Origin of the sequence: Stutzerimonas stutzeri RCH2, assembly GCF_000327065.1 — a bacterium.
Taxonomy (GTDB): Bacteria; Pseudomonadota; Gammaproteobacteria; order Pseudomonadales; family Pseudomonadaceae; genus Stutzerimonas; species Stutzerimonas stutzeri_AE.
Genome location: NC_019936.1, coordinates 1082146 through 1100056 on the forward strand (window position 1 = coordinate 1082146; position 17911 = coordinate 1100056).

Genomic DNA, 17911 nt, shown 5'->3' on the forward strand with positions numbered 1-17911 from the left:
GTTCAGGCGTTGCTGTTCTTGTTGTTCGCCTGTTCTCTTGGGCCGTAGCCTTCGAGAGCGCTCCTATAGTAGGAGCTAATAGCAAACGGATTTCTTTGGTCGCTGACTTTGCCTTGATCTTCGATCCAACCAGTGCGGGCCCTGCTTGCTGCAGTTTTTATTGTTCTCGGCCTGGTCGTGGGGCGAACCCCGTGGCAAGTCCTCTCCAAAAGAATCAGTTAGCTGCGCCTCCGCCTTCTTGTCGTTATTTTGCTGGAGCCGTTACGTCTTGTTCTTGTTATGGGAGCTGCTTGTTATTGTTGTTGTGCCACTTAGAAAGCATTTGCTGTGCCAGTTTATGAAAGTCATTATTTTTCAATGAGTTGAGTATTTTCCTCAGTCGCGCGGGCAAGAAAAAACCGGGAGAACGTTACCGTTGCTCCCGGTTTTTGTTACGAATCATGCTGACGCGGTAACAAACTACCCGGCCGCGCTACTCGACTTGCGCCGCGGAATGCCCAGGCGCTGGCGGCGTTCCCACAGACATTTACGGCTGATGCCCAGCTTGCGAGCCAGCTCGGTCTCGGTCATGTGGTCCTGATGCTCGAGCACGAAGTGCTGGAAATAGTCCTCCAGCGACAGATCCTCGGTCGGCTCATTGCTGTTGGCGATACCGCGGATGCTGCCGAGAGGCTCGTCGAAATCGTCGTCCAGCTCATCGAGCTCGATATCGATGCCCAGCAGCTCGGCATCGATCTCCGGGCTCTCACTGAGGATGGCAGCGCGTTCGATGGCGTTTTCCAGTTCTCGCACGTTACCTGGCCAAGAGTAATGACGGATGGCCTGTTCTGCGTCGCGGGAAAAATGCAGGTCGTCGCTGCCCATGCGCTCACCCTGGCGGGCGAGGAATGCCTTGGCGATCTCCAGCACGTCACTGCCGCGTTCGCGCAGCGGGGGTAGCTTGAGTGCGATGACGTGCAGTCGGTAGTAGAGGTCTTCACGGAACTGCCCGGTCTTGGCCAGGGTTTTCAGGTCGCGGTGAGTCGCGGCGATAAGGCGCACATCGACCTTCTGCGATTGCACCGAGCCAACCCGGCGGATCTCGCCTTCCTGCAGAACCCGGAGCAGGCGTGCCTGTGCCTCCAGGGGCAGCTCGCCGATTTCGTCGAGAAACAGCGTGCCGCCATCGGCTGCTTCGACCAGGCCGGCGCGCCCTGCGCTGGCACCGGTGAACGCGCCTTTTTCATGGCCGAACAATTCGGATTCGATCAGCGTTTCCGGGATGGCGGCGCAGTTCACCGAGATCATCGGCGCCTTGGCGCGGCGCGAGAGGTTGTGCAGCGCACGGGCGACCAGCTCCTTGCCGGTGCCCGATTCGCCCTGGATCAGCACGTTGGAATCGGTCGGAGCGACCTTGCGGATCTTGCCGAACAGGTCCTGCATGGGCGCGCAGTGGCCGATGATGCCGATGTCATCCCGACCCGATCCAGCTGCGGTGGCACTTGCACTGCGCGCGGGCTGCGCCTGTACGGCTGCACTTTGCTGATGGTCGCTGAGAATGCGTGCGACGGTCTGCAGCATCTCGTCGTGATCGAAAGGTTTGGCGATGTAGTCGACCGCGCCCATTTTCATCGAGTCCACTGCCGAGCGCAGGCTGGCATAGCTGGTCATGATCAGCACCGGCGTGCCTTCGGCGAGCTTGATCAGCTCCGTGCCGGGTGCGCCGGGCAGTCTCAGGTCGCTGACGATGAGGTCGAAGCCCGGGATGCTGTAGCGCTCCTGTGCCTCCTGCACCGAGCCGGCTTCGCTGACCTCGTACTGGTTGCGTTCGAGAAGGCGTCGCAGGGCGGAGCGGATGATGGTTTCGTCTTCGACGATCAGAATGTGTGACATCAGTACTCTCTCGACGGTCTGGAGGCAGCGCCGGCACGGGGCCGGTACGGCAGTCGCCTCTTCAACTTACGGCATGGGACGCTTCGACATGCCGCGGCAGGGTGATGCGAAAACGGGTGCCGCGCTGTGTTTCCGGGTCGGCCGGGCTGTCGATATCGATCTGGCCATAATGCTCTTCAATGATCGAATAGACCAGCGCAAGGCCCAGGCCAGTGCCTTCGCCCGGATCCTTGGTGGTGAAGAACGGCTCGAACAGGCGGTCCTGAATGTCCTTGGGAATCCCGCTGCCTTCGTCTTCGACCACCAGGTACACGGTCTGCTCGGCAACTTCGCTGCTGATACGGATCACGCCACCTTGCGGCGATGCGTCGCGGGCATTGGAGAGCAGGTTGATCAGCACTTGGGCGAGGCGTTGCGGGTCGCCCTCGGCGACATGATCGGGGTGGCACAGGTTGATGAACTGCACCTCGGTGCGGTTGCGGTTGAGCGAGAGCAGGCCGATGGCGTCCTGGGTGACCTGAGCGAGGCTCACCGGATACAGCTGGTGCTGGCGCTCGCCGGCATGGGCGAAGCTCATCAGTGACTGCACGATGCGCGACACGCGTTTGGTCTGCTCGATGATTTGCGCACTGATCTCGACGATCTCGCCATCGTCTTCCCGCTCGTCCCGCAGGTTCTGCGCCAGACAGGCGATGCCGGTGATCGGGTTGCCGATTTCATGCGCCACGCCGGCTGCCAGGCGACCGATGCTGGCTAGGCGCTCGGAGTGCACCAGGCGGTCTTCCAGCTGCTGGGTTTCGGTCAGGTCCTCGACCAGCAGCACCAGACCGCTGTTGCCGGGCGCCAGCGGCTCGGCGATGGCTGCCTTGTGCAGGTTGAGGCAGCGGCGATGGCCGTTATGGGCCAGGCGCTGCTTGTGCAGGTGTTCGTCGGCTTGCTCGATGAAGTCGCTGAGCAGGCTACGCCAGGGTTCGGCGATGGTCGACAGGCGCGAGCCCACGACCTGCAGTGCCGGAATCTCGGTGAGTTCCTCGAGTGCGCGGTTCCACATGAGGATTTCCTGATCCTTGGCCAGCGAGCAGACGCCCATCGGCAGCTCCTGCAAGGTCTGCCGGTGATAGCGGCGCAGCGCGTCGAGCTCGGCGGCCAGGCCGGTCAGGCGTGAGTGGTATTCCTCGAGACGGCTCTCGATGAAGTGGATGTCCTCGGTGATGTAGCCCTCGGCGCCGTTCTTGTACGGCAGGAAGTTCTCGACGATGTCCTGAGCCACGCTTGGGCCCATCAGGCCCGACAGGTTGGCTTCGATGCGGTCACGCAGACGGCGCAGCGCATAGGGGCGGTGCTCGTCGAACGGCAGCTGCAGATCGCGCAACGCCTGTTCCACTTCGCGTTGGGCGGTCTTGGCCCCCAGCGGTTTGGCCAGCTGGGTGGCGAATTCCTGCGGCGAGGCCGCCATCAGCTCGCGCCGTTGTGGGCGTCGCACGTTCTCCACGGCGCAGGCCTCGGCAGCGCTTTGCTCCTCCGGACTGGTCTCGCTGAAGATGGAAAACAGCGAGAACGCCAGTACGTTGACCGCCAGCGAGGCGATCGCTGCCAGGTGCCAACTGGTGTCATCCAGCACATAGACGACGTTGAACAGCGGTATATAAAAGCCATCCAGGTTGCCCACCAGCGGCAACAGCATGGTCACCACCCAAACACCGATGCCTCCCAACAGGCCGGCAATGTAGCCGCGGCGATTGGCGGTCGGCCAGTAGAGCACCGACAGCACGCCGGGGAGGAACTGCAGGGTGGCGACGAACGCGACGATGCCGAGGTTGGACAGGTCCTGCTCTGCGCCCAGCAGCAGGTAGAAGCCGTAGCCGGCCATGATGATGGCGAAGATCAGGCTGCGCCGCGTCCACTTCAGCCAGCGGTAGATGTTGCCTTCGCTGGAGGGTTGGTAGAGCGGCAGCACCAGATGGTTGAGCGCCATGCCCGACAGCGCCAGGGTGCTGACGATGATCAGCCCGCTGGATGCCGAGAGGCCACCAACGAAGGCCAGCAGCGCGAGGGTCTCGCTCTGCGCGGCGAGACCCAGGCCGAGGGTGAAGTACTCCGGGTTGGTGCTCACGCCCAATTTCAGACCGGCCCAGAGAATCAGCGGTACGGCCAGGCTCATCAGCAGCAGATACAGGGGCAGTCCCCAGCTGGCGCTGACCAGGCCGCGCGGGTTGAGGTTCTCGGTAAAGGTCATGTGGTACATGTGCGGCATCACGATCGCCGAGGCGAAGAACACCAGCAGCAGTGTGCGCCAGGGGCCTTCCTGCAGCGGCGTATGCAGGGCCTGCAGCGCCGACTGGTTCTGCAGCAGCCAGATCTCCAGCTGGTGTGGTCCGCCGAAGACGACGTACAGCGCGTAGAGGCCGATGGCACCGAAGGTCACCAGCTTGACGATCGATTCGAAGGCGATGGCGAACACCAGGCCTTCGTGCTTCTCCCGCGTGGCGATGTGGCGGGCACCGAAGAGGATGGTGAACAGCATGATCATCAGGCAGTAGCCCAGCGCCACGCGCTCCTGCAGGGGTTCCAGCGTGAGAATGCCGATGGCGTCGGCCACCGCCTGGATCTGCAGGGCCAGCAGCGGCAGCATGCCGATCAGCATGACGATGGTGGTCAGGGCGCCGCTCCAGGTGCTGCGGAAGCGGAAGGCGACCAGATCGGCCAGCGATGACAGCTGATAGGTGCGGGTGATGCGCAGGATCGGATAGAGCAGCACCGGCGCCAGCAGGAATGCGCCACAAACGCCCAGATAGGTGGCGAGAAAGCCGTAGCCGTACTGATAGGCCAGGCCCACGGTGCCGTAAAACGCCCAGGCGCTGGCATAGACGCCCAGCGAGAGGGTGTAGGTCAGCGGGTGGCGGATGATCCAGCGCGGAATCAGGCCGCGTTCGCTGACCCAGGCGACGCCAAACAGCATGAACAGGTAGGCGGCGCTGATCAGGATCAGGTGGCTCAGGCTAAAGCTCGTCTGCATCACGCTGGCTCTGGAGAATGAAGGTCACCACGATCAGGATCAGCCACAGCACGTAGGGCCGATACCAGGCACCGTTGGGGTCGATCCACCAGTCCATGATGGCGGGGGAGAACAGATAGATCCCCACTACCAGGAGCAGCACCAGTCGGTAGATATACATGCCGGGTCTCGTGTCGGAAGTCAGGCGATGGTAGAGCAGCGGCACGTTGCAAGCCACCAGCGGAGGGCAAAACCGACTTTGTGCTCGCGCCTTGTTGCTGCCGGCTACTCAGCGCAGCTGTGCTTCTGCCAATGTCCGGGTGCGCGGGATGCGATCGGCATTCCAGTGCCTTACCGCCCAGGTGAGGATTTCGCCCGGGAGGGCGTCACTCAACTCATCTGCAGGCTGCTGGCCGAGCGCGCGCAGTGCGCGTAGCAGCAGCGGGCTGGCCTCATGGGGTTGCAGTGGTGGTGAGCGGTAGCTCTTGCCGAGCTTGTGGCCGTCTGGCTGGATGATCAGCGGCAGATGCAGATAGCGCAGTTGCGGCAGACCAAGCAGTTCCTGCAAGTAGAGCTGGCGCGGCGTCGAGTCGAGCAGGTCGGCGCCGCGCACGACGTCGGTCACACCCTGCCAGGCGTCGTCCAGCACCACGGCCAGCTGATAGGCGATCAGGCCGTCGCGACGGCGGATGACGAAGTCGCCGACCTCGCGGCCCAGATGCTGGCGGAACTCGCCCTGCACACGATCGACGAAGCCGTATTCTCGGTCAGGCACGCGCAGGCGGATGGCGGCATCGTCGAGGCCGTTCCCGGCCGTGCGGCAAAAGCCGGGATAGGGGCCGGGGTAGGCTTCGAGCTGCTTGCGCGAGCAAGTACAGGCATAAGCCAGCCGTTGCTCCAGCAAGCGGTCAATCGCATCCCGATAGGCATCATGACGCTCACTCTGGCGCAGCATTTCGCCGTCCCACTCGAAGCCGTAGCTGATGAGCGTTCCGATGATGGCTTTCTGCGCGCCGGGCATTTCCCGCGGTGGATCGATGTCTTCCATGCGCAGCAGCCAACGACCGCCGACCGCGCGGGCGTCGAGATAGGAAGCAAGGGCGGCGACCAGTGAGCCGAAATGCAGATAGCCGCTGGGCGTCGGGGCAAAACGGCCGACGTAGCGCTCGGTGTGGGCAGATGTGGCAGAAGGCATGGCGGAGCCGGCGCGATCAGGGATGGCGGGGCGGATGAGGCGCAGCAGAGACGGAAATGAAGCGGGGCGCCGAAGCGCCCCGTTCGGGATCAGGAACCGATCTGCTTTTCCTTGATCTCCGCCAGCGTCTTGCAGTCGATGCAGAGCGTGGCGGTAGGGCGGGCTTCCAGTCGGCGGATGCCGATCTCGACGCCGCAGGAATCGCACCAGCCGTATTCGTTGTCTTCGATCAGCTGCAGCGTTTCGTCGATCTTCTTGATCAGCTTGCGCTCGCGGTCGCGGGCGCGCAGTTCCAGGCTGAACTCTTCTTCCTGGCTGGCGCGGTCGGCCGGATCAGGGAAATTGGCAGCCTCGTCCTGCATGTGGTGCACGGTGCGATCGACCTCTTCCATCAGCTCCTGTTTCCACTTGTTCAGGATGCCAGTGAAGTGGGCGCGCATCTTGTCGCTCATGTATTCCTCGCCCTTGCTTTCCTTATAGGGCTCGAAGGCGCGAATCAGTTGCTTGCTCGACGGTGTTTCTTTGGTAATGGGCATGGATGAACGCCTCTCGCTATGTCCATTGCGCAGGATGATTTGTCCCTTGCCGGCCCGTGCCGGCCCTGCGGCTGCAAGCGGGCGAACTTACCAGATCGGATCGGGGTGCGCTACTCCCGAATCCAACAGTAACTGCAGCAGTATCGGGACCTTGGGTAGAATTCACGTTTCGTTCTCAACAGGAAGGTCAGATGACCTCGTCATACAGTGCGCGCAGCCGCGCAATCGAACCTTTCCACGTCATGGCGCTTTTGGAGCGGGCGAACCAGCTGCAAGTTCAAGGCCACGACGTCATTCATCTGGAAATCGGCGAGCCGGATTTCACTACCGCCGCGCCCATCGTCGCTGCAGGGCAAGCGGCGCTGGCCGCCGGGCACACGCGCTATACCCCGGCGCGCGGCCTGCCTCAGCTGCGCGAAGCAATTGCGGCTTTCTACGCGCAGCGCTATGGATTATCTATCGACCCCGGACGCATCCTGATTACGCCCGGTGGCTCCGGCGCACTGCTGCTGGCGGCCAGCCTGTTGGTGGATCCCGGCAAGCACTGGTTGCTCGCCGACCCCGGCTATCCCTGCAATCGGCATTTTCTGCGGCTGGTGGAAGGCGCCGCGCAACTGGTGCCAGTCGGCCCCGACGTTCGATACCAGCTGACCCCCGAGCTGGTCGAGCGCTACTGGGATCGCGACAGCGTCGGTGCGCTGGTGGCATCGCCGGCCAATCCGACGGGCACGCTGCTGGAGCGTGACGAGCTGGCCAGATTGTCCGCTGCGCTGAAAGAGCGCGGCGGTCATCTGGTGGTCGACGAGATCTATCACGGGCTGACCTACGGCGTGGACGCGGCGAGCGTGCTCGAGGTAGACGATGACGCGTTCGTGTTGAACAGCTTCTCCAAGTATTTCGGCATGACCGGCTGGCGTCTGGGATGGCTGGTGGCGCCGCCGACTGCGGTGCCGGAGCTGGAGAAGCTCGCGCAGAACCTCTACATCAGCGCGCCGAGCATGGCTCAGCACGCGGCGCTGGCCTGCTTCGAGCCTGCGACACTGGAGATTCTCGAAGCGCGCCGCGCCGAGTTCGCTCGCCGGCGTGATTTCCTTTTGCCGGCCTTGCGCGAGCTCGGCTTCGGTATTGCGGTCGAGCCGCAGGGCGCGTTCTATCTGTATGCCGACATCAGCGCGTTCGGCGGCGATGCCTACGCGTTCTGCCAGCACATGCTGGAAACCGAGTTCGTTGCGATCACCCCCGGACTGGACTTCGGCCGCTTTCAGGCCGGGCATCACGTGCGCTTTGCCTATACCCAGGATCTGCCGCGCCTGCAGCAGGCGGTCGAGCGCATTGCCCGTGGCCTGCGCAGCTGGCAAGCCTGATGCGTTTCGCGCAACCCCTGGAGCAGGGGCGCCTGGTCAAGCGCTACAAGCGTTTTCTCGCCGACATCGTCACGGACGAGGGCGAAGCGCTGTGCATCCACTGCCCGAACACCGGCTCGATGCTCAATTGCATGGAGGAGGGCGCGCGGGTGTGGTTCCAGCGCAGCAGCGATCCACGGCGTAAATTGCCGGGCACCTGGGAGCTGGTCGAGACGCCGCAGGGGCGGTTGGCGTGCGTGAATACGGCGCGCGCCAATCCGCTGATCGAGGAGGCGCTGCTGAATGGGCAGATCACCGAGCTGGCAGGCTTCACGATGCTCAAGCGCGAGGTGGCTTATGGTGTGGAGAACAGTCGGGTGGATTTTCGTCTCGATTACGCTGGCATTGCCGCCTTCGTCGAGGTCAAGAGCGTCACGCTTGGCTTCGCCGACACGGCGGTGGCGGCATTTCCGGATGCGGTGACCCTGCGCGGCGCCAAGCACTTGCGTGAACTGGCGGCGTTGGCGCGTGCGGGAGTGCGCGCGGTGCAGCTTTACTGCGTCAATCTCAGCGGTGTCGAGGCGGTTCGGCCGGCACAGGAGATCGATCCGGTATATGCGGCCGCCCTGCGCGACGCAGTCGCGGCTGGGGTGGAAGTGCTCGCTTACGGCGTCGATTTGTCACCCACCGAACTGCGCATCAGTGGCCGATTGCCAGTGTTGCTGTGAGCTGCCATGAACGATGACGCGATAAATTTTTTGTGCACAGCCGGGGAACAAAGTGCCTTTCGTCTGGCCTCAACGAGGCTGGAAACCACAACCATCACGTACGGGTAGGCTCTGCTCCGCCGTTTGTTACGGCGTAATGACGCGATCCTGCCGGTTTCGATGGTTTCTTCGGGCGGCCTCGCGACCTGTGCGCGTGGCGTCGTGGACAGACTTGATTTCGGACGTTCGCCTTGCTGCGGGCGTCATCGATGAGGCGACAAAGAATGCGAATCCTCGTTTGCGGTGCTGGTGGCCAGGTTGGTCGAGAGCTGGTTGAGCGAGCGGCAAGTTTTGGCTTGGAAGTGCTGGCGCCTGCTCGGGCGCAGCTGGACATTGCCAAGCCGGAACAGGTTGCAGCGGCAATGCAGCAACGCCCCGGGCTGATCATCAATGCGGCGGCTTACACCCATGTGGACAACGCTGAATCCCATGGCGAACAGGCCTATTCGGTCAACCGGGATGGTGCGCGTAATCTCGCCGAGGCCGCGGAACGTGCCGGTATTCCGCTGTTTCATATTTCTACCGACTACGTGTTCTCTGGAGAGGCCGACCATCCGTATCTCGAGAGCGATGAAACCGGGCCGACCGGGATCTACGGCGCGAGCAAGCTGGCCGGTGAAGAGGCGATCCGCGCCTGCCTGCCCGCCCATCTGATCCTGCGTACCAGTTGGGTGTATGGCGTGCATGGGCACAATTTCGTCAAGACCATGCTGCGGCTCGCTCGGCAGCGCGACGCGCTCGGCGTGGTGAGCGACCAGATTGGCTGCCCGACCGAGGCAGGGACCATCGCTTCGGTCCTGTTGGAATTGGCTCGGCGCCATGCCACCGGCACCAAGCTCGCTTGGGGGGTGTACCACTACAGCGGCGCACCGGCCTGTTCATGGTACGACTTCGCCGTCGAGATCTTTCGCCAAGGCGAAGCCGCCGGCCTGATTGTACGGCAGCCGAGCGTATCGCCGATCGCAACCGCGCAATATCCAACGCCTGCTCGCCGTCCGGCCTGGTCGGTGCTCGATTGCAGCCGGTTCGAGTCGACGTTTGGCCTTGCGCCCCACTCCTGGCAGGATGATCTGGGCGACGTCATTGCCAGCCTGCGTCAGCAGGAGCAACGTTCCGCCGTTCGCGAAAGAACCTTTCGCGCCTGATGCGACGCCCACGGTGGCCGCCTGGCCATCGTGCGATTTCTCCGGTCACAGGTGTATTCTTGCACCCCCCGCGCCTGGGCGCGGCCTGACGTTCGGCTCTAGGGAGAGGCGCAGCATGGTGGTGGTGTTGGCAATCCTGCCGATCTTCGGTCTGATTTCGCTCGGTTATCTGTTCGGCTGGCGCCAATGGTTGGGCAACGAGGGTGCCGCCGGCTTGGCGAGCGTCACCTTCAAACTGTTCATGCCGGCGGTGTTGTTCAGCGGAATCGCTCGTGCCGAGCTGAGCGACGGCATGTCGCCGATGCTTCTGCTGGCCTACTTCGTGCCGGTTCTGCTGGTATTCCTGCTGGTCAACGCGATTGCCCATCAACGGGCCGGGCGGGCAACGCCGTTGGGCCTGACCGCCGCCTATTCAAATAATGTGCTGGTCGGTATCCCGCTGGTGACGACGTTGCTTGGCGCAGAAAGTCTGGTCTACGTCTTCGCCATCCTGGTGTTCCACAGCCTGGTGCTGTTCTCGTTGCAGAGCTTCTATGCGGCGCTGGGCGACGGCGACAAGGTAAGCGTGCCGGCCCTGCTGAAAAATCTGGCGAACCCGCTGATCATCGGCCTGCTGCTGGGTGCGTTGCTGAATGTCTCCGGCCTGGAATTGCCCGAGCCGCTGTGGCGCGTTGCCGGATGGCTGGCTCAAGCGGCGCTGCCTTGCGCACTGATGGTGCTGGGTATCAGCCTGTCACGTTACCGGTTGCGACCCAGCGGCTCGGTGCTGCTGCTGACGCTGATCAAACTGGCGCTGTTCCCGGCGCTGGTCTGGTGGTTAAGCGGCCTGCTGCCGGGCCTGAATGCGGACGCACGCAATGTGCTGGTGTTGCTGGCGGCCTGCCCGAGTGGAGTGAATGTGCTGGCCTTCGTCAAACATTCGGAGGACACCCGGGCGGTGAGTTCGACGGTTTTTCTGTCCACGGTGATGGCGGTCATCAGCCTGCCGCTCTGGATGCTGCTGGCGTCCAGCTGATTGCACCTTATTCGTTGGCAGCGGGCCGACTCGCCGTTTGCATGTCGGATTTTGTCGAACGCCCCCGGGCCGGGGGTGTCACAAAAACACAGACTTTGGAAACGGGAGAGAACAGCATGCTGAAATTCATCGGCGGGACCGCGGGCATCATTTTCATTATCGGACTGATCGTGGTGATCGGGATATTCAAGCTGCTGTTCTGATCGAACGGGAGCAAAAAAGGGCTGCCGACGCGTGTCGAGCAGCCCTTTTTTCATGCGTGACGTTCAACGCGCGGTTACTTGCTGCGGCTCTGCTCCTGCGCACCGGCCATGATGTCCTCCAGACGCAAGCCGGTCAGGCCGTGGATGGTTCGCCAAAGGTAATAGAAGATCGCCATCATCATCAGCATGCTGGGAATCGCGATCATTGGGTAGCTGAGCAGCGTCATCCGTCCGAGTTCGGCGTTGAACGCCTCGCTGCCGGCCGGACTGTTGACGATCCACTTGGCCAGTACGTAATTCATGAACGACGAAAAGAAGAAGGTGCCGCTGAGCAGGTAGGTCGCGCGCAGCAGGCGCGTCTCGAAGTGCTCGACCTGGCCGTTGTGCTCGAGCTGTTCGTGAATCTTGTCCACGTTGAGCACCTTCGGGTTGTACAGCAAGGTGCGAATCAGCGGATAACGAGTGCGGGTCGAGGCCAGCACGGCGATGCCGATGATGCCCGGCACGGCGGCTTCCTTGACTGCCAGCCACTGGGTATCTAGCTGCAGCAGACCGATGCCGCCGGTCAGCAACACGCTGATCAGGCCGAGCAGGGCGATCCAGTTGAACTTGCGGTATTTGGCCAGCTCCCATAGCCCCCAGCCCAGCGGGAAAGCCAGGGCGACCAGCAGTGCGCCATCGGCACCGAGGCGTTCTTCGCCACTTAGCTTCATCAGGATCAGCGACGGGAGCAGGATACTGACGGCCAGGTCGATCAGCGGGCGCGGTTTGTGTTCGGCGTGGGTGTGGGTGGTATCGGTCATGACATCGGGTTGGTCTGGAGAGGGCTGCATGATCGCCTGTGTGGCGTCGGTTCGCCAGACCATCTTCGTCGGACTGGGCATTACGCGCGTTTATTCGGCTGTTCGTAAGCCTTTAGCGCCGCTGCATGGCGGCCCGTCGCTCGCGCCATTGGCCGTGTTCGAATGCCAGCACGATCAAAATGGCCAGAGCGAACGGCAACAGCAGATAGAACCCGCGGAAAACAATCAGCGCCGCCAGCACATCTACCGTGGGGAGCTCCGGAAGGGCGGCAAGAAACGTCAGTTCTAGTACGCCAAGCCCGCCGGGAGCGTGCGACAGCAGGGCCAATGAAAACGAAGCGAGAAATACCCCGAGTATCGTCAGATAACCCGGGTTGTTCTCCGCTGGAAGCGCGAAATAGATGATCGCCGCTGCGCAGAGCAGCTCCAGCGGCCCGGCCAGCAGTTGCCGACCGACGATCGGCAGCCGCGGATACTCGATGTGCCACTTGCCGAGGCGCCACGGAGCCAGTTGCCGCCAGGCGCCGAAGACGTACAGCGCAATCAACACAAGCAGCCCGGAGCCGGCGGCGAACGACACCCAGCGGGCGCTGTGGACGATGCGGTCCAGCAGTTGTGGTTTGAGGATCAGCACGACACCTGCGGTCAACAGCACTCCCAGCGCGAACGTCAGGGAACAGAAAACGATGAGAATGCCGATTTCCTGGGGCGTAAGACCTTTACTGCGGTAGGCGCGGTAGCGCACCAGGGCGCCGGAAAAAACCGACGCACCGATGTTGTGGGCCAGGGCATAGGTGGTGAACGAGCAGAGCGCGATGAACCACCAGGATATCCGCTTGCCCAGGTGCGCTACGGCGATGCGGTCGTACCAGGCCAGCGCGACGTAGGCTCCCAGGGTCGACAGTGCAGCCAACAGCCAGCCACCGGCACGATCGCGTGCAAGCTATCGGTGAGCTCGGCCAGCGAGATATTGCGCACTTCGTGGTACAGCAGATAGCCGGACAGCAGCACAGCCGAGATCCCGATCAGGGTCCAGGCGACGTCGCTCCTCTTCATCATTGCGTGGCTCCTTGGGGAGTGTGCAGAACGGCCACGCTCGTCGCCAGCGCGTGCCGGTCGGCCTGATCGCCGCCAGGGCTATAACCGCCACCCTGTGTCGACTCGTCCAGATAATCGGCAGCAACCGGCCGGCTTTGTTCAGTTTTCCGGCTCTCGGGGCATCCTCGCGGCAACGCTCGACACTGTGCTGTCGACTGCAGACCTGGCAAAAAGAGGAGCACGCCGATGACCGATATTCCCCGTGACGAACACCTGGAAAACTCGCTGGCGCTGCTTGGCGAAGGTGATGCTCGACCTGTGGGGCACCAACAGGGATTCGCGCCACTGGAGTGAAGCCGACGCATTTCAGCCTGAACGCTTTATTAATTGGCAGGGCAATGCCTTCAGCTTCGTGACCCAGGGTGGCGGAGATCCTGCCGAGGGGCATCGTTGTCCGGGTGAGCGACTGGCCATCGAACTGCTGAAGGTCGCGTTGCGCATGCTGATCTGCGAGACGGAGTGCGCGGTGCCTGCACAGGATCTGCGCATCGACCTGTCGCGCATGCCGGCGAAGCCGGAGAGTGGTCCGGTGATCAGTGATGTGAGGCCGCTGGCTGATGGCTACCGGTAGCGCGGTCAGTCGACGCTTTCGGCCTGTTTGACCCGGACCCAGTGATCGATCAGCTCACGCAGATGCGAAAGCTCGACCGGCTTGGCCATATGGCCGTCCATGCCAGCCTCGCGCGCACGCTCGCGGTGTTCGCTGAGGATGTGTGCCGTCAGCGCCACCACTGGCGTGCGTGAGCGCCCGTTGCGGGCCTCCCACTCACGCAACTGCTGGGTGGCTTGGAAGCCGTCGAGCACTGGCATCTCGCAGTCCATCAGAACCAGGTCGTATGGCTGAGTCTTGATCGCTTCCAGCGCCTCCTCACCATTGCAGGCCGTATCCGGCTGCAGGTTCAGCTTGTTCAGCATGCCGCGGATGACCTTGGTGGAGATGTTGTTGTCTTCGGCAACCAGGATGCGGAAGTCGCTGGGAACCTCGAGCGGGGCCAGGGGTGGCGACGCTAACGCGGGGCGAAGTTGGCTGCTCTGCAGGCGCTGCGCCAGTTCATCGGCGAGCGTGGTCTTCAGTGTGTAGCCAGCGACCGGCTTGGCCAAAATGCGCTTGATGCCGGCGTTGCGCGCGATGATCTTGCTGGGGGCGCTGCCCATGCCGGTAAGCATGATCAGCAGAATGTCATGGTTGAGGCTGGAGTCTTCCTTGATCTTGCTCGCCAGCTGCATGCCGGTCATGCCGGGCATGTCCTGGTCGAGCAGCACCACATCGAAGTACTCGCGCAGATGCGCCTTGGTCCGCAGCAGGGCCAGTGCCTCCTTGCCTGATGCAACGGCACTGACTTCCAGGCCCCAGGCGCTGCATTGCTGAACCAGAACCTTGCGGCAGGTGTCGTTGTCATCGACGATCAGCAGCCGCGTGCCCTGCAGTGGCCCGTCGAGATCGGCATTGTTCTGCGCCAGCCCTTCGCTGGCCAGCGGCAGACTGATCCATAGCGTGTTGCCCTGGGTAGTTCCTGTCTGGATGCCGAAATCACCGTCCATCAGCTGTACCAGCTGGCGGGCGATGATCAGGCCGAGGCGGCCGCCATGCCGCGTAGACGCGAGAAAATCGTGGCTGTCTACCGCGGCATTGAGCAGCGCATCGCGCTCGTACGGCTCAAGCGGCCGGCCGCTGTCCTGGACGGTGATGCGCAAGCGAGGGTTGTCCTGTGGGCCGTCTACCGCTGCGATCAACAGCACTTCGCCTTCGTCGGTCTGCTTGAAGGCGTTTTCCAGCAAGTTCAGCAAGGTCTGGCGCAGGCGCGTCGGGTCACCGGCTACCACCTGCGGCAGCTGTGGCTGGATAAAGCTGATCAGCTCGACCTTCTGCTGTTCGGCCTTGGCGCGGAAGATGCTCAGACAGTCCTCGATCAGCGCATTGAAATCGAACTGCACATCATCGAGCTCGATCTGCCCGGACTCCAGCTTGGAGATGTCGAGGATCTCGTTGATCAGGTTGAGCAGCTCGTTGCCCGAGCTGTGGATGGTCTGCACGTAATCGCGCTGCTTGGCCGAGAGCGAAGTGCCGAGCAGCAGCTCGCTCATGCCCAGCACGCCATTCATCGGCGTGCGCAGTTCATGACTGATCTTCGACAGGAAATCGGCCTTGGTTTTCAATTCGGCACTGGTGACCGCTTCGGCCGTGTACTGGGTGCGGCTGTCGCTTTGCAGCTGACGTTGCCGTTCGAGAAGCGCGAAGCTGAGCAGCAGGCCGCCGAGTGTGGCGAGGCTGAACAGCCCGCCGGTCAGCCAGCCCGGATCGAGCTGATCGAAACCCAGCAACATCGGCATGAAGAACACCATGCCGCTGTTGAACAGCGTCAGCCCGGCCACGACCAGCCGTGCTGGTTGGTAACCCTGGCGCCAGTGATAGAGCGCGACGAATAGCACGCTGAAGGAGGCGACCAGCCCCATCGAATAGATCAGCCAGCTGTACCAGGGCCATTGGCCGAGCAGAATGCTGCCGGCCAGCGCCAGGATCAGATTGAACTCGAGACCCAGCAGCCAGGTGATCCAGGTGCGACCACGGTGGTGGAAGAAGCCCAGCGTATAGCCGAGCAACGCAGTGCTGGCCAGCAATGCAGCCAGATCAGCAATCAGTGGTTGGCTATAGGTCAGCCCCGGCAGCCAGACTGCGAGCACGCCCAGGTTGGCTACGGCGCAGACCAGCAGCGCGCCGTGCAACAGGCTCAGCCAGATATGGGTGTAACTGAGCGTGTAGGCAAAACGCAGCAGGTTGTAGACCATCAGCAAGGCCAGCGCGCCGAACAGGGCGCCGAACAGGTAGGCCGGCTTGGTCTGGCTGACCAGGCCGCTGTCGTCGATGGTCTTGAACCAGGTCATCACTGGATGGCTGGACTGCAGGCGGATATAGGCTTCCCGCGGCTGGCCGTCATTCGGCAGGCTGAACAGGTAGGCGCGGTTGGGCAGAGGCCTGGCGCTGAGCGGCCGCAATTCGCCGGTGGCGGTGTGCTGCTCCAGTTGCCCATCGCGCAGCAGATAGAAATCCAGGTACTGCACGCGAGGTGCAAACAGCCAGAGCCACTTGGGTTTGGTCAGCGATGGCAGGCTGACCTGAAGCCAGACCGCCCGGTTGCTCGCCGGGGCACTGTAGGAAAGTTTATCGAGCCGCTGGAACAGCGCGCGCTGAGACAGCACCTCATCAAGCGTGAGCCCGCCGGACTGATCGATGAGGATTCGCCAGTTCTGCGGCACCGAGTCAGCTTCGACGAGGACGGTGGAGGGCGACGGCTGAGCAATGGCAGCCTGGGCCGACAGCGGGATCAGGTTGATCAGCAGCAGGCCGAAGATGACAGCGATGGCGATCCGGAGCCGACCCACTAGAGAAGTCCGTTCATGAGTGTGACGGCGGATTATAGCCATGCCGCCTTCGGCCTGTAATGCGTGCGGCGGCGATAAAACCTGGCGCCGCGCGCATTCCTGGCGACTGACCGGGATTAACCCTCGCCAAGCTCCCGGGCGATGGCGCGATAACCGATATCCTTGCGATAGAAGCAGCCATTCCAGCGGATTTTTTCCGCCAGACGGTAGGCCTGCTGCTGCGCTTCTGACACGCTGCGGCCGATGGCGGTCGCACACAGTACGCGGCCGCCGGCAGTGACCACCTGGCCCTGGGCGTTCAGCGCGGTGCCGGCATGGAACACCTTGCCATCCAGCACGGCTGCGTCGTCCAGGCCTTCGATCACGTCGCCCTTGGCGTAGTCGCCCGGGTAGCCGCCAGCTGCCAGTACCACGCCCACCGTCGGGCGCGGATCCCAGGTGGCCTCTACCTTGTTCAGTGCCTTGGCCAGTGCGGCCTCGATCAGCAGGACCAGCGAGGATTCCAGGCGCACCATGATCGGCTGGGTTTCCGGATCGCCGAAGCGGCAGTTGAACTCGATGACTTTCGGCGCGCCGGCCTTGTCGATCATCAGGCCGGCATAGAGGAAGCCGGTGTAGACGTTGCCTTCGGCAGCCATGCCGCGCACGGTCGGGTAGATCACCTCGTCCATCACGCGCTTATGCACTTCGGCGGTAACCACTGGAGCGGGGGAGTAGGCACCCATGCCGCCGGTGTTCGGGCCGCTGTCGCCGTCGCCGACGCGCTTGTGGTCCTGGCTGGTAGCCATCGGCAGCACGTTCTCGCCATCGACCATGACGATGAAACTCGCTTCCTCGCCATCGAGGAACTCCTCGATCACCACGCGGGCGCCGGCGTCGCCAAAGGCATTGCCGGAGAGCATGTCACGGACGGCATCCTCGGCTTCTTCCAGGGTCATGGCGACGATCACGCCCTTGCCCGCCGCCAGGCCGTCGGCCTTGATCACGATCGGCGCACCTTTCTCACGCAGGTAGGTCAGGGCCGGTTCGACTTCGGTGAAGTTCTGGTAGTCGGCGGTCGGGATCGCGTGGCGAGCCAGGAAATCCTTGGTGAACGCCTTGGACCCCTCGAGCTGCGCGGCCGCGGCGGTCGGGCCGAAGATGTCCAGGCCGCGGGAGCGGAACAGATCGACCACGCCCTTCACCAGCGGTGCTTCCGGACCAACGATGGTCAGCTGCACGTTGGCGGCGGCAAAGTCTGCCAGTTGCTCGATGGCCAGCACGTCGATGGCGACATTTTCGCATTTGGCTTCAGTGGCGGTGCCGGCATTGCCCGGCGCGACGAAAACCTTGGCAACGCGTGGGTCCTGCGCAACCTTCCAGGCCAGGGCGTGCTCGCGGCCGCCGCTGCCGATGATCAATACGTTCATTTCTCTCTCCCAATGGAGGCGGGCCGGTAGCCCGCTTGGTGGATAAGCGAAGCGTTATCCACCCTACGAATACCGAGGTCGCGATCGGGCTGGTAGATGCAAGGCGCCCGATTCTTCACCCAGCGGAGTTGCCTTCTGGCAATGAGCAT

The 17911-nt window shown here is 62.9% G+C and carries 14 protein-coding genes and 1 pseudogene; 6 read left to right on the plus strand and 9 right to left on the minus strand.

What is annotated here, in order from left to right; all coding sequences use genetic code 11:
• Positions 1-459 precede the first annotated feature (459 nt).
• The 5 genes from PSEST_RS04860 to dksA all read right to left on the minus strand — a co-directional run bounded on the left by PSEST_RS04860 (position 460) and on the right by dksA (position 6598).
• Positions 460-1872, minus strand: coding sequence for a sigma-54-dependent transcriptional regulator (locus PSEST_RS04860; protein WP_015275903.1), 1413 nt, complete (start codon positions 1870-1872; stop codon positions 460-462).
• Positions 1873-1933: 61 nt separating this feature from the next.
• Complete coding sequence (locus PSEST_RS04865; protein ID WP_015275904.1) at positions 1934-4888, minus strand: sensor histidine kinase; 2955 nt, start codon at positions 4886-4888, stop codon at positions 1934-1936.
• Complete coding sequence (locus PSEST_RS21975; protein WP_003284901.1) at positions 4872-5048, minus strand: hypothetical protein; 177 nt, start codon at positions 5046-5048, stop codon at positions 4872-4874. The genes PSEST_RS04865 and PSEST_RS21975 overlap by 17 nt, the downstream gene beginning before the upstream one ends.
• A 108-nt stretch (positions 5049-5156) precedes the next feature.
• A complete protein-coding gene (gluQRS, locus tag PSEST_RS04875; RefSeq protein ID WP_015275905.1) occupies positions 5157-6062 on the minus strand; it encodes a tRNA glutamyl-Q(34) synthetase GluQRS in 906 nt (301 codons plus the stop codon).
• Positions 6063-6151: 89 nt separating this feature from the next.
• Positions 6152-6598: an RNA polymerase-binding protein DksA gene (gene dksA, locus PSEST_RS04880; protein WP_003284903.1), complete on the minus strand. Its 447-nt coding sequence runs from the start codon at positions 6596-6598 to the stop codon at positions 6152-6154.
• A 191-nt stretch (positions 6599-6789) separates the two neighbouring features.
• Between dksA and PSEST_RS04885 the strand changes: the two genes are divergently transcribed.
• From PSEST_RS04885 to PSEST_RS22075, 5 genes are all read left to right on the plus strand, one after another.
• The gene (locus tag PSEST_RS04885; RefSeq protein ID WP_015275906.1) at positions 6790-7962 is read left to right on the plus strand and encodes a pyridoxal phosphate-dependent aminotransferase; all 1173 of its coding nucleotides are present in this window, start codon (positions 6790-6792) and stop codon (positions 7960-7962) included.
• Positions 7962-8669, plus strand: a complete 708-nt coding sequence (gene sfsA / locus PSEST_RS04890; protein WP_015275907.1) for a DNA/RNA nuclease SfsA — start codon at positions 7962-7964, stop codon at positions 8667-8669. The genes PSEST_RS04885 and sfsA overlap by 1 nt, the downstream gene beginning before the upstream one ends.
• A gap of 263 nt (positions 8670-8932) precedes the next feature.
• On the plus strand, positions 8933-9853 hold the full coding sequence (rfbD, locus tag PSEST_RS04895) for a dTDP-4-dehydrorhamnose reductase (protein ID WP_015275908.1): 921 nt from the start codon (positions 8933-8935) through the stop codon (positions 9851-9853).
• A gap of 115 nt (positions 9854-9968) precedes the next feature.
• On the plus strand, positions 9969-10868 hold the full coding sequence (locus PSEST_RS04900) for an AEC family transporter (protein ID WP_015275909.1): 900 nt from the start codon (positions 9969-9971) through the stop codon (positions 10866-10868).
• A gap of 41 nt (positions 10869-10909) precedes the next feature.
• Positions 10910-11071, plus strand: coding sequence for a hypothetical protein (locus tag PSEST_RS22075; RefSeq protein WP_015275910.1), 162 nt, complete (start codon positions 10910-10912; stop codon positions 11069-11071).
• A gap of 74 nt (positions 11072-11145) precedes the next feature.
• On the opposite strand, the gene PSEST_RS04905 is transcribed toward PSEST_RS22075, so the two are convergent.
• Together PSEST_RS04905 and PSEST_RS04910 are read right to left on the minus strand one after the other, a co-directional pair.
• Positions 11146-11874, minus strand: coding sequence for a VC0807 family protein (locus PSEST_RS04905; protein WP_330216888.1), 729 nt, complete (start codon positions 11872-11874; stop codon positions 11146-11148).
• A gap of 112 nt (positions 11875-11986) precedes the next feature.
• Positions 11987-12933: pseudogene (locus PSEST_RS04910) on the minus strand (lysylphosphatidylglycerol synthase transmembrane domain-containing protein).
• A 286-nt stretch (positions 12934-13219) separates the two neighbouring features.
• On the opposite strand from PSEST_RS04910, the gene PSEST_RS04915 reads away from it, so the two are divergent.
• Positions 13220-13543 (plus strand): cytochrome P450, encoded by a 324-nt coding sequence (locus PSEST_RS04915; RefSeq protein ID WP_232422569.1) that lies wholly within the window; start codon positions 13220-13222, stop codon positions 13541-13543.
• 5 nt (positions 13544-13548) lie between these two features.
• Here PSEST_RS04915 and PSEST_RS04920 read toward each other — a convergent pair whose 3' ends face one another.
• Both PSEST_RS04920 and purD read right to left on the minus strand, forming a co-directional pair.
• A complete protein-coding gene (locus PSEST_RS04920; RefSeq protein ID WP_041756485.1) occupies positions 13549-16353 on the minus strand; it encodes a hybrid sensor histidine kinase/response regulator in 2805 nt (934 codons plus the stop codon).
• Between the two features lie 116 nt (positions 16354-16469).
• Positions 16470-17762: a phosphoribosylamine--glycine ligase gene (gene purD, locus PSEST_RS04925; protein WP_015275914.1), complete on the minus strand. Its 1293-nt coding sequence runs from the start codon at positions 17760-17762 to the stop codon at positions 16470-16472.
• Positions 17763-17911 lie beyond the last annotated feature (149 nt).

Coding starts and splice junctions, on each gene's coding strand:
- PSEST_RS04860 (WP_015275903.1), bottom strand. CDS start 1,872: ATGTCACACATTCTGATCGTCGAAGACGAAACCATCATCCGCTCCGCC.
- PSEST_RS04865 (WP_015275904.1), bottom strand. CDS start 4,888: ATGCAGACGAGCTTTAGCCTGAGCCACCTGATCCTGATCAGCGCCGCC.
- PSEST_RS21975 (WP_003284901.1), bottom strand. CDS start 5,048: ATGTATATCTACCGACTGGTGCTGCTCCTGGTAGTGGGGATCTATCTG.
- gluQRS (WP_015275905.1), bottom strand. CDS start 6,062: ATGCCTTCTGCCACATCTGCCCACACCGAGCGCTACGTCGGCCGTTTT.
- dksA (WP_003284903.1), bottom strand. CDS start 6,598: ATGCCCATTACCAAAGAAACACCGTCGAGCAAGCAACTGATTCGCGCC.
- PSEST_RS04885 (WP_015275906.1), top strand. CDS start 6,790: ATGACCTCGTCATACAGTGCGCGCAGCCGCGCAATCGAACCTTTCCAC.
- sfsA (WP_015275907.1), top strand. CDS start 7,962: ATGCGTTTCGCGCAACCCCTGGAGCAGGGGCGCCTGGTCAAGCGCTAC.
- rfbD (WP_015275908.1), top strand. CDS start 8,933: ATGCGAATCCTCGTTTGCGGTGCTGGTGGCCAGGTTGGTCGAGAGCTG.
- PSEST_RS04900 (WP_015275909.1), top strand. CDS start 9,969: ATGGTGGTGGTGTTGGCAATCCTGCCGATCTTCGGTCTGATTTCGCTC.
- PSEST_RS22075 (WP_015275910.1), top strand. CDS start 10,910: ATGTCGGATTTTGTCGAACGCCCCCGGGCCGGGGGTGTCACAAAAACA.
- PSEST_RS04905 (WP_330216888.1), bottom strand. CDS start 11,874: ATGACCGATACCACCCACACCCACGCCGAACACAAACCGCGCCCGCTG.
- PSEST_RS04915 (WP_232422569.1), top strand. CDS start 13,220: ATGCTCGACCTGTGGGGCACCAACAGGGATTCGCGCCACTGGAGTGAA.
- purD (WP_015275914.1), bottom strand. CDS start 17,762: ATGAACGTATTGATCATCGGCAGCGGCGGCCGCGAGCACGCCCTGGCC.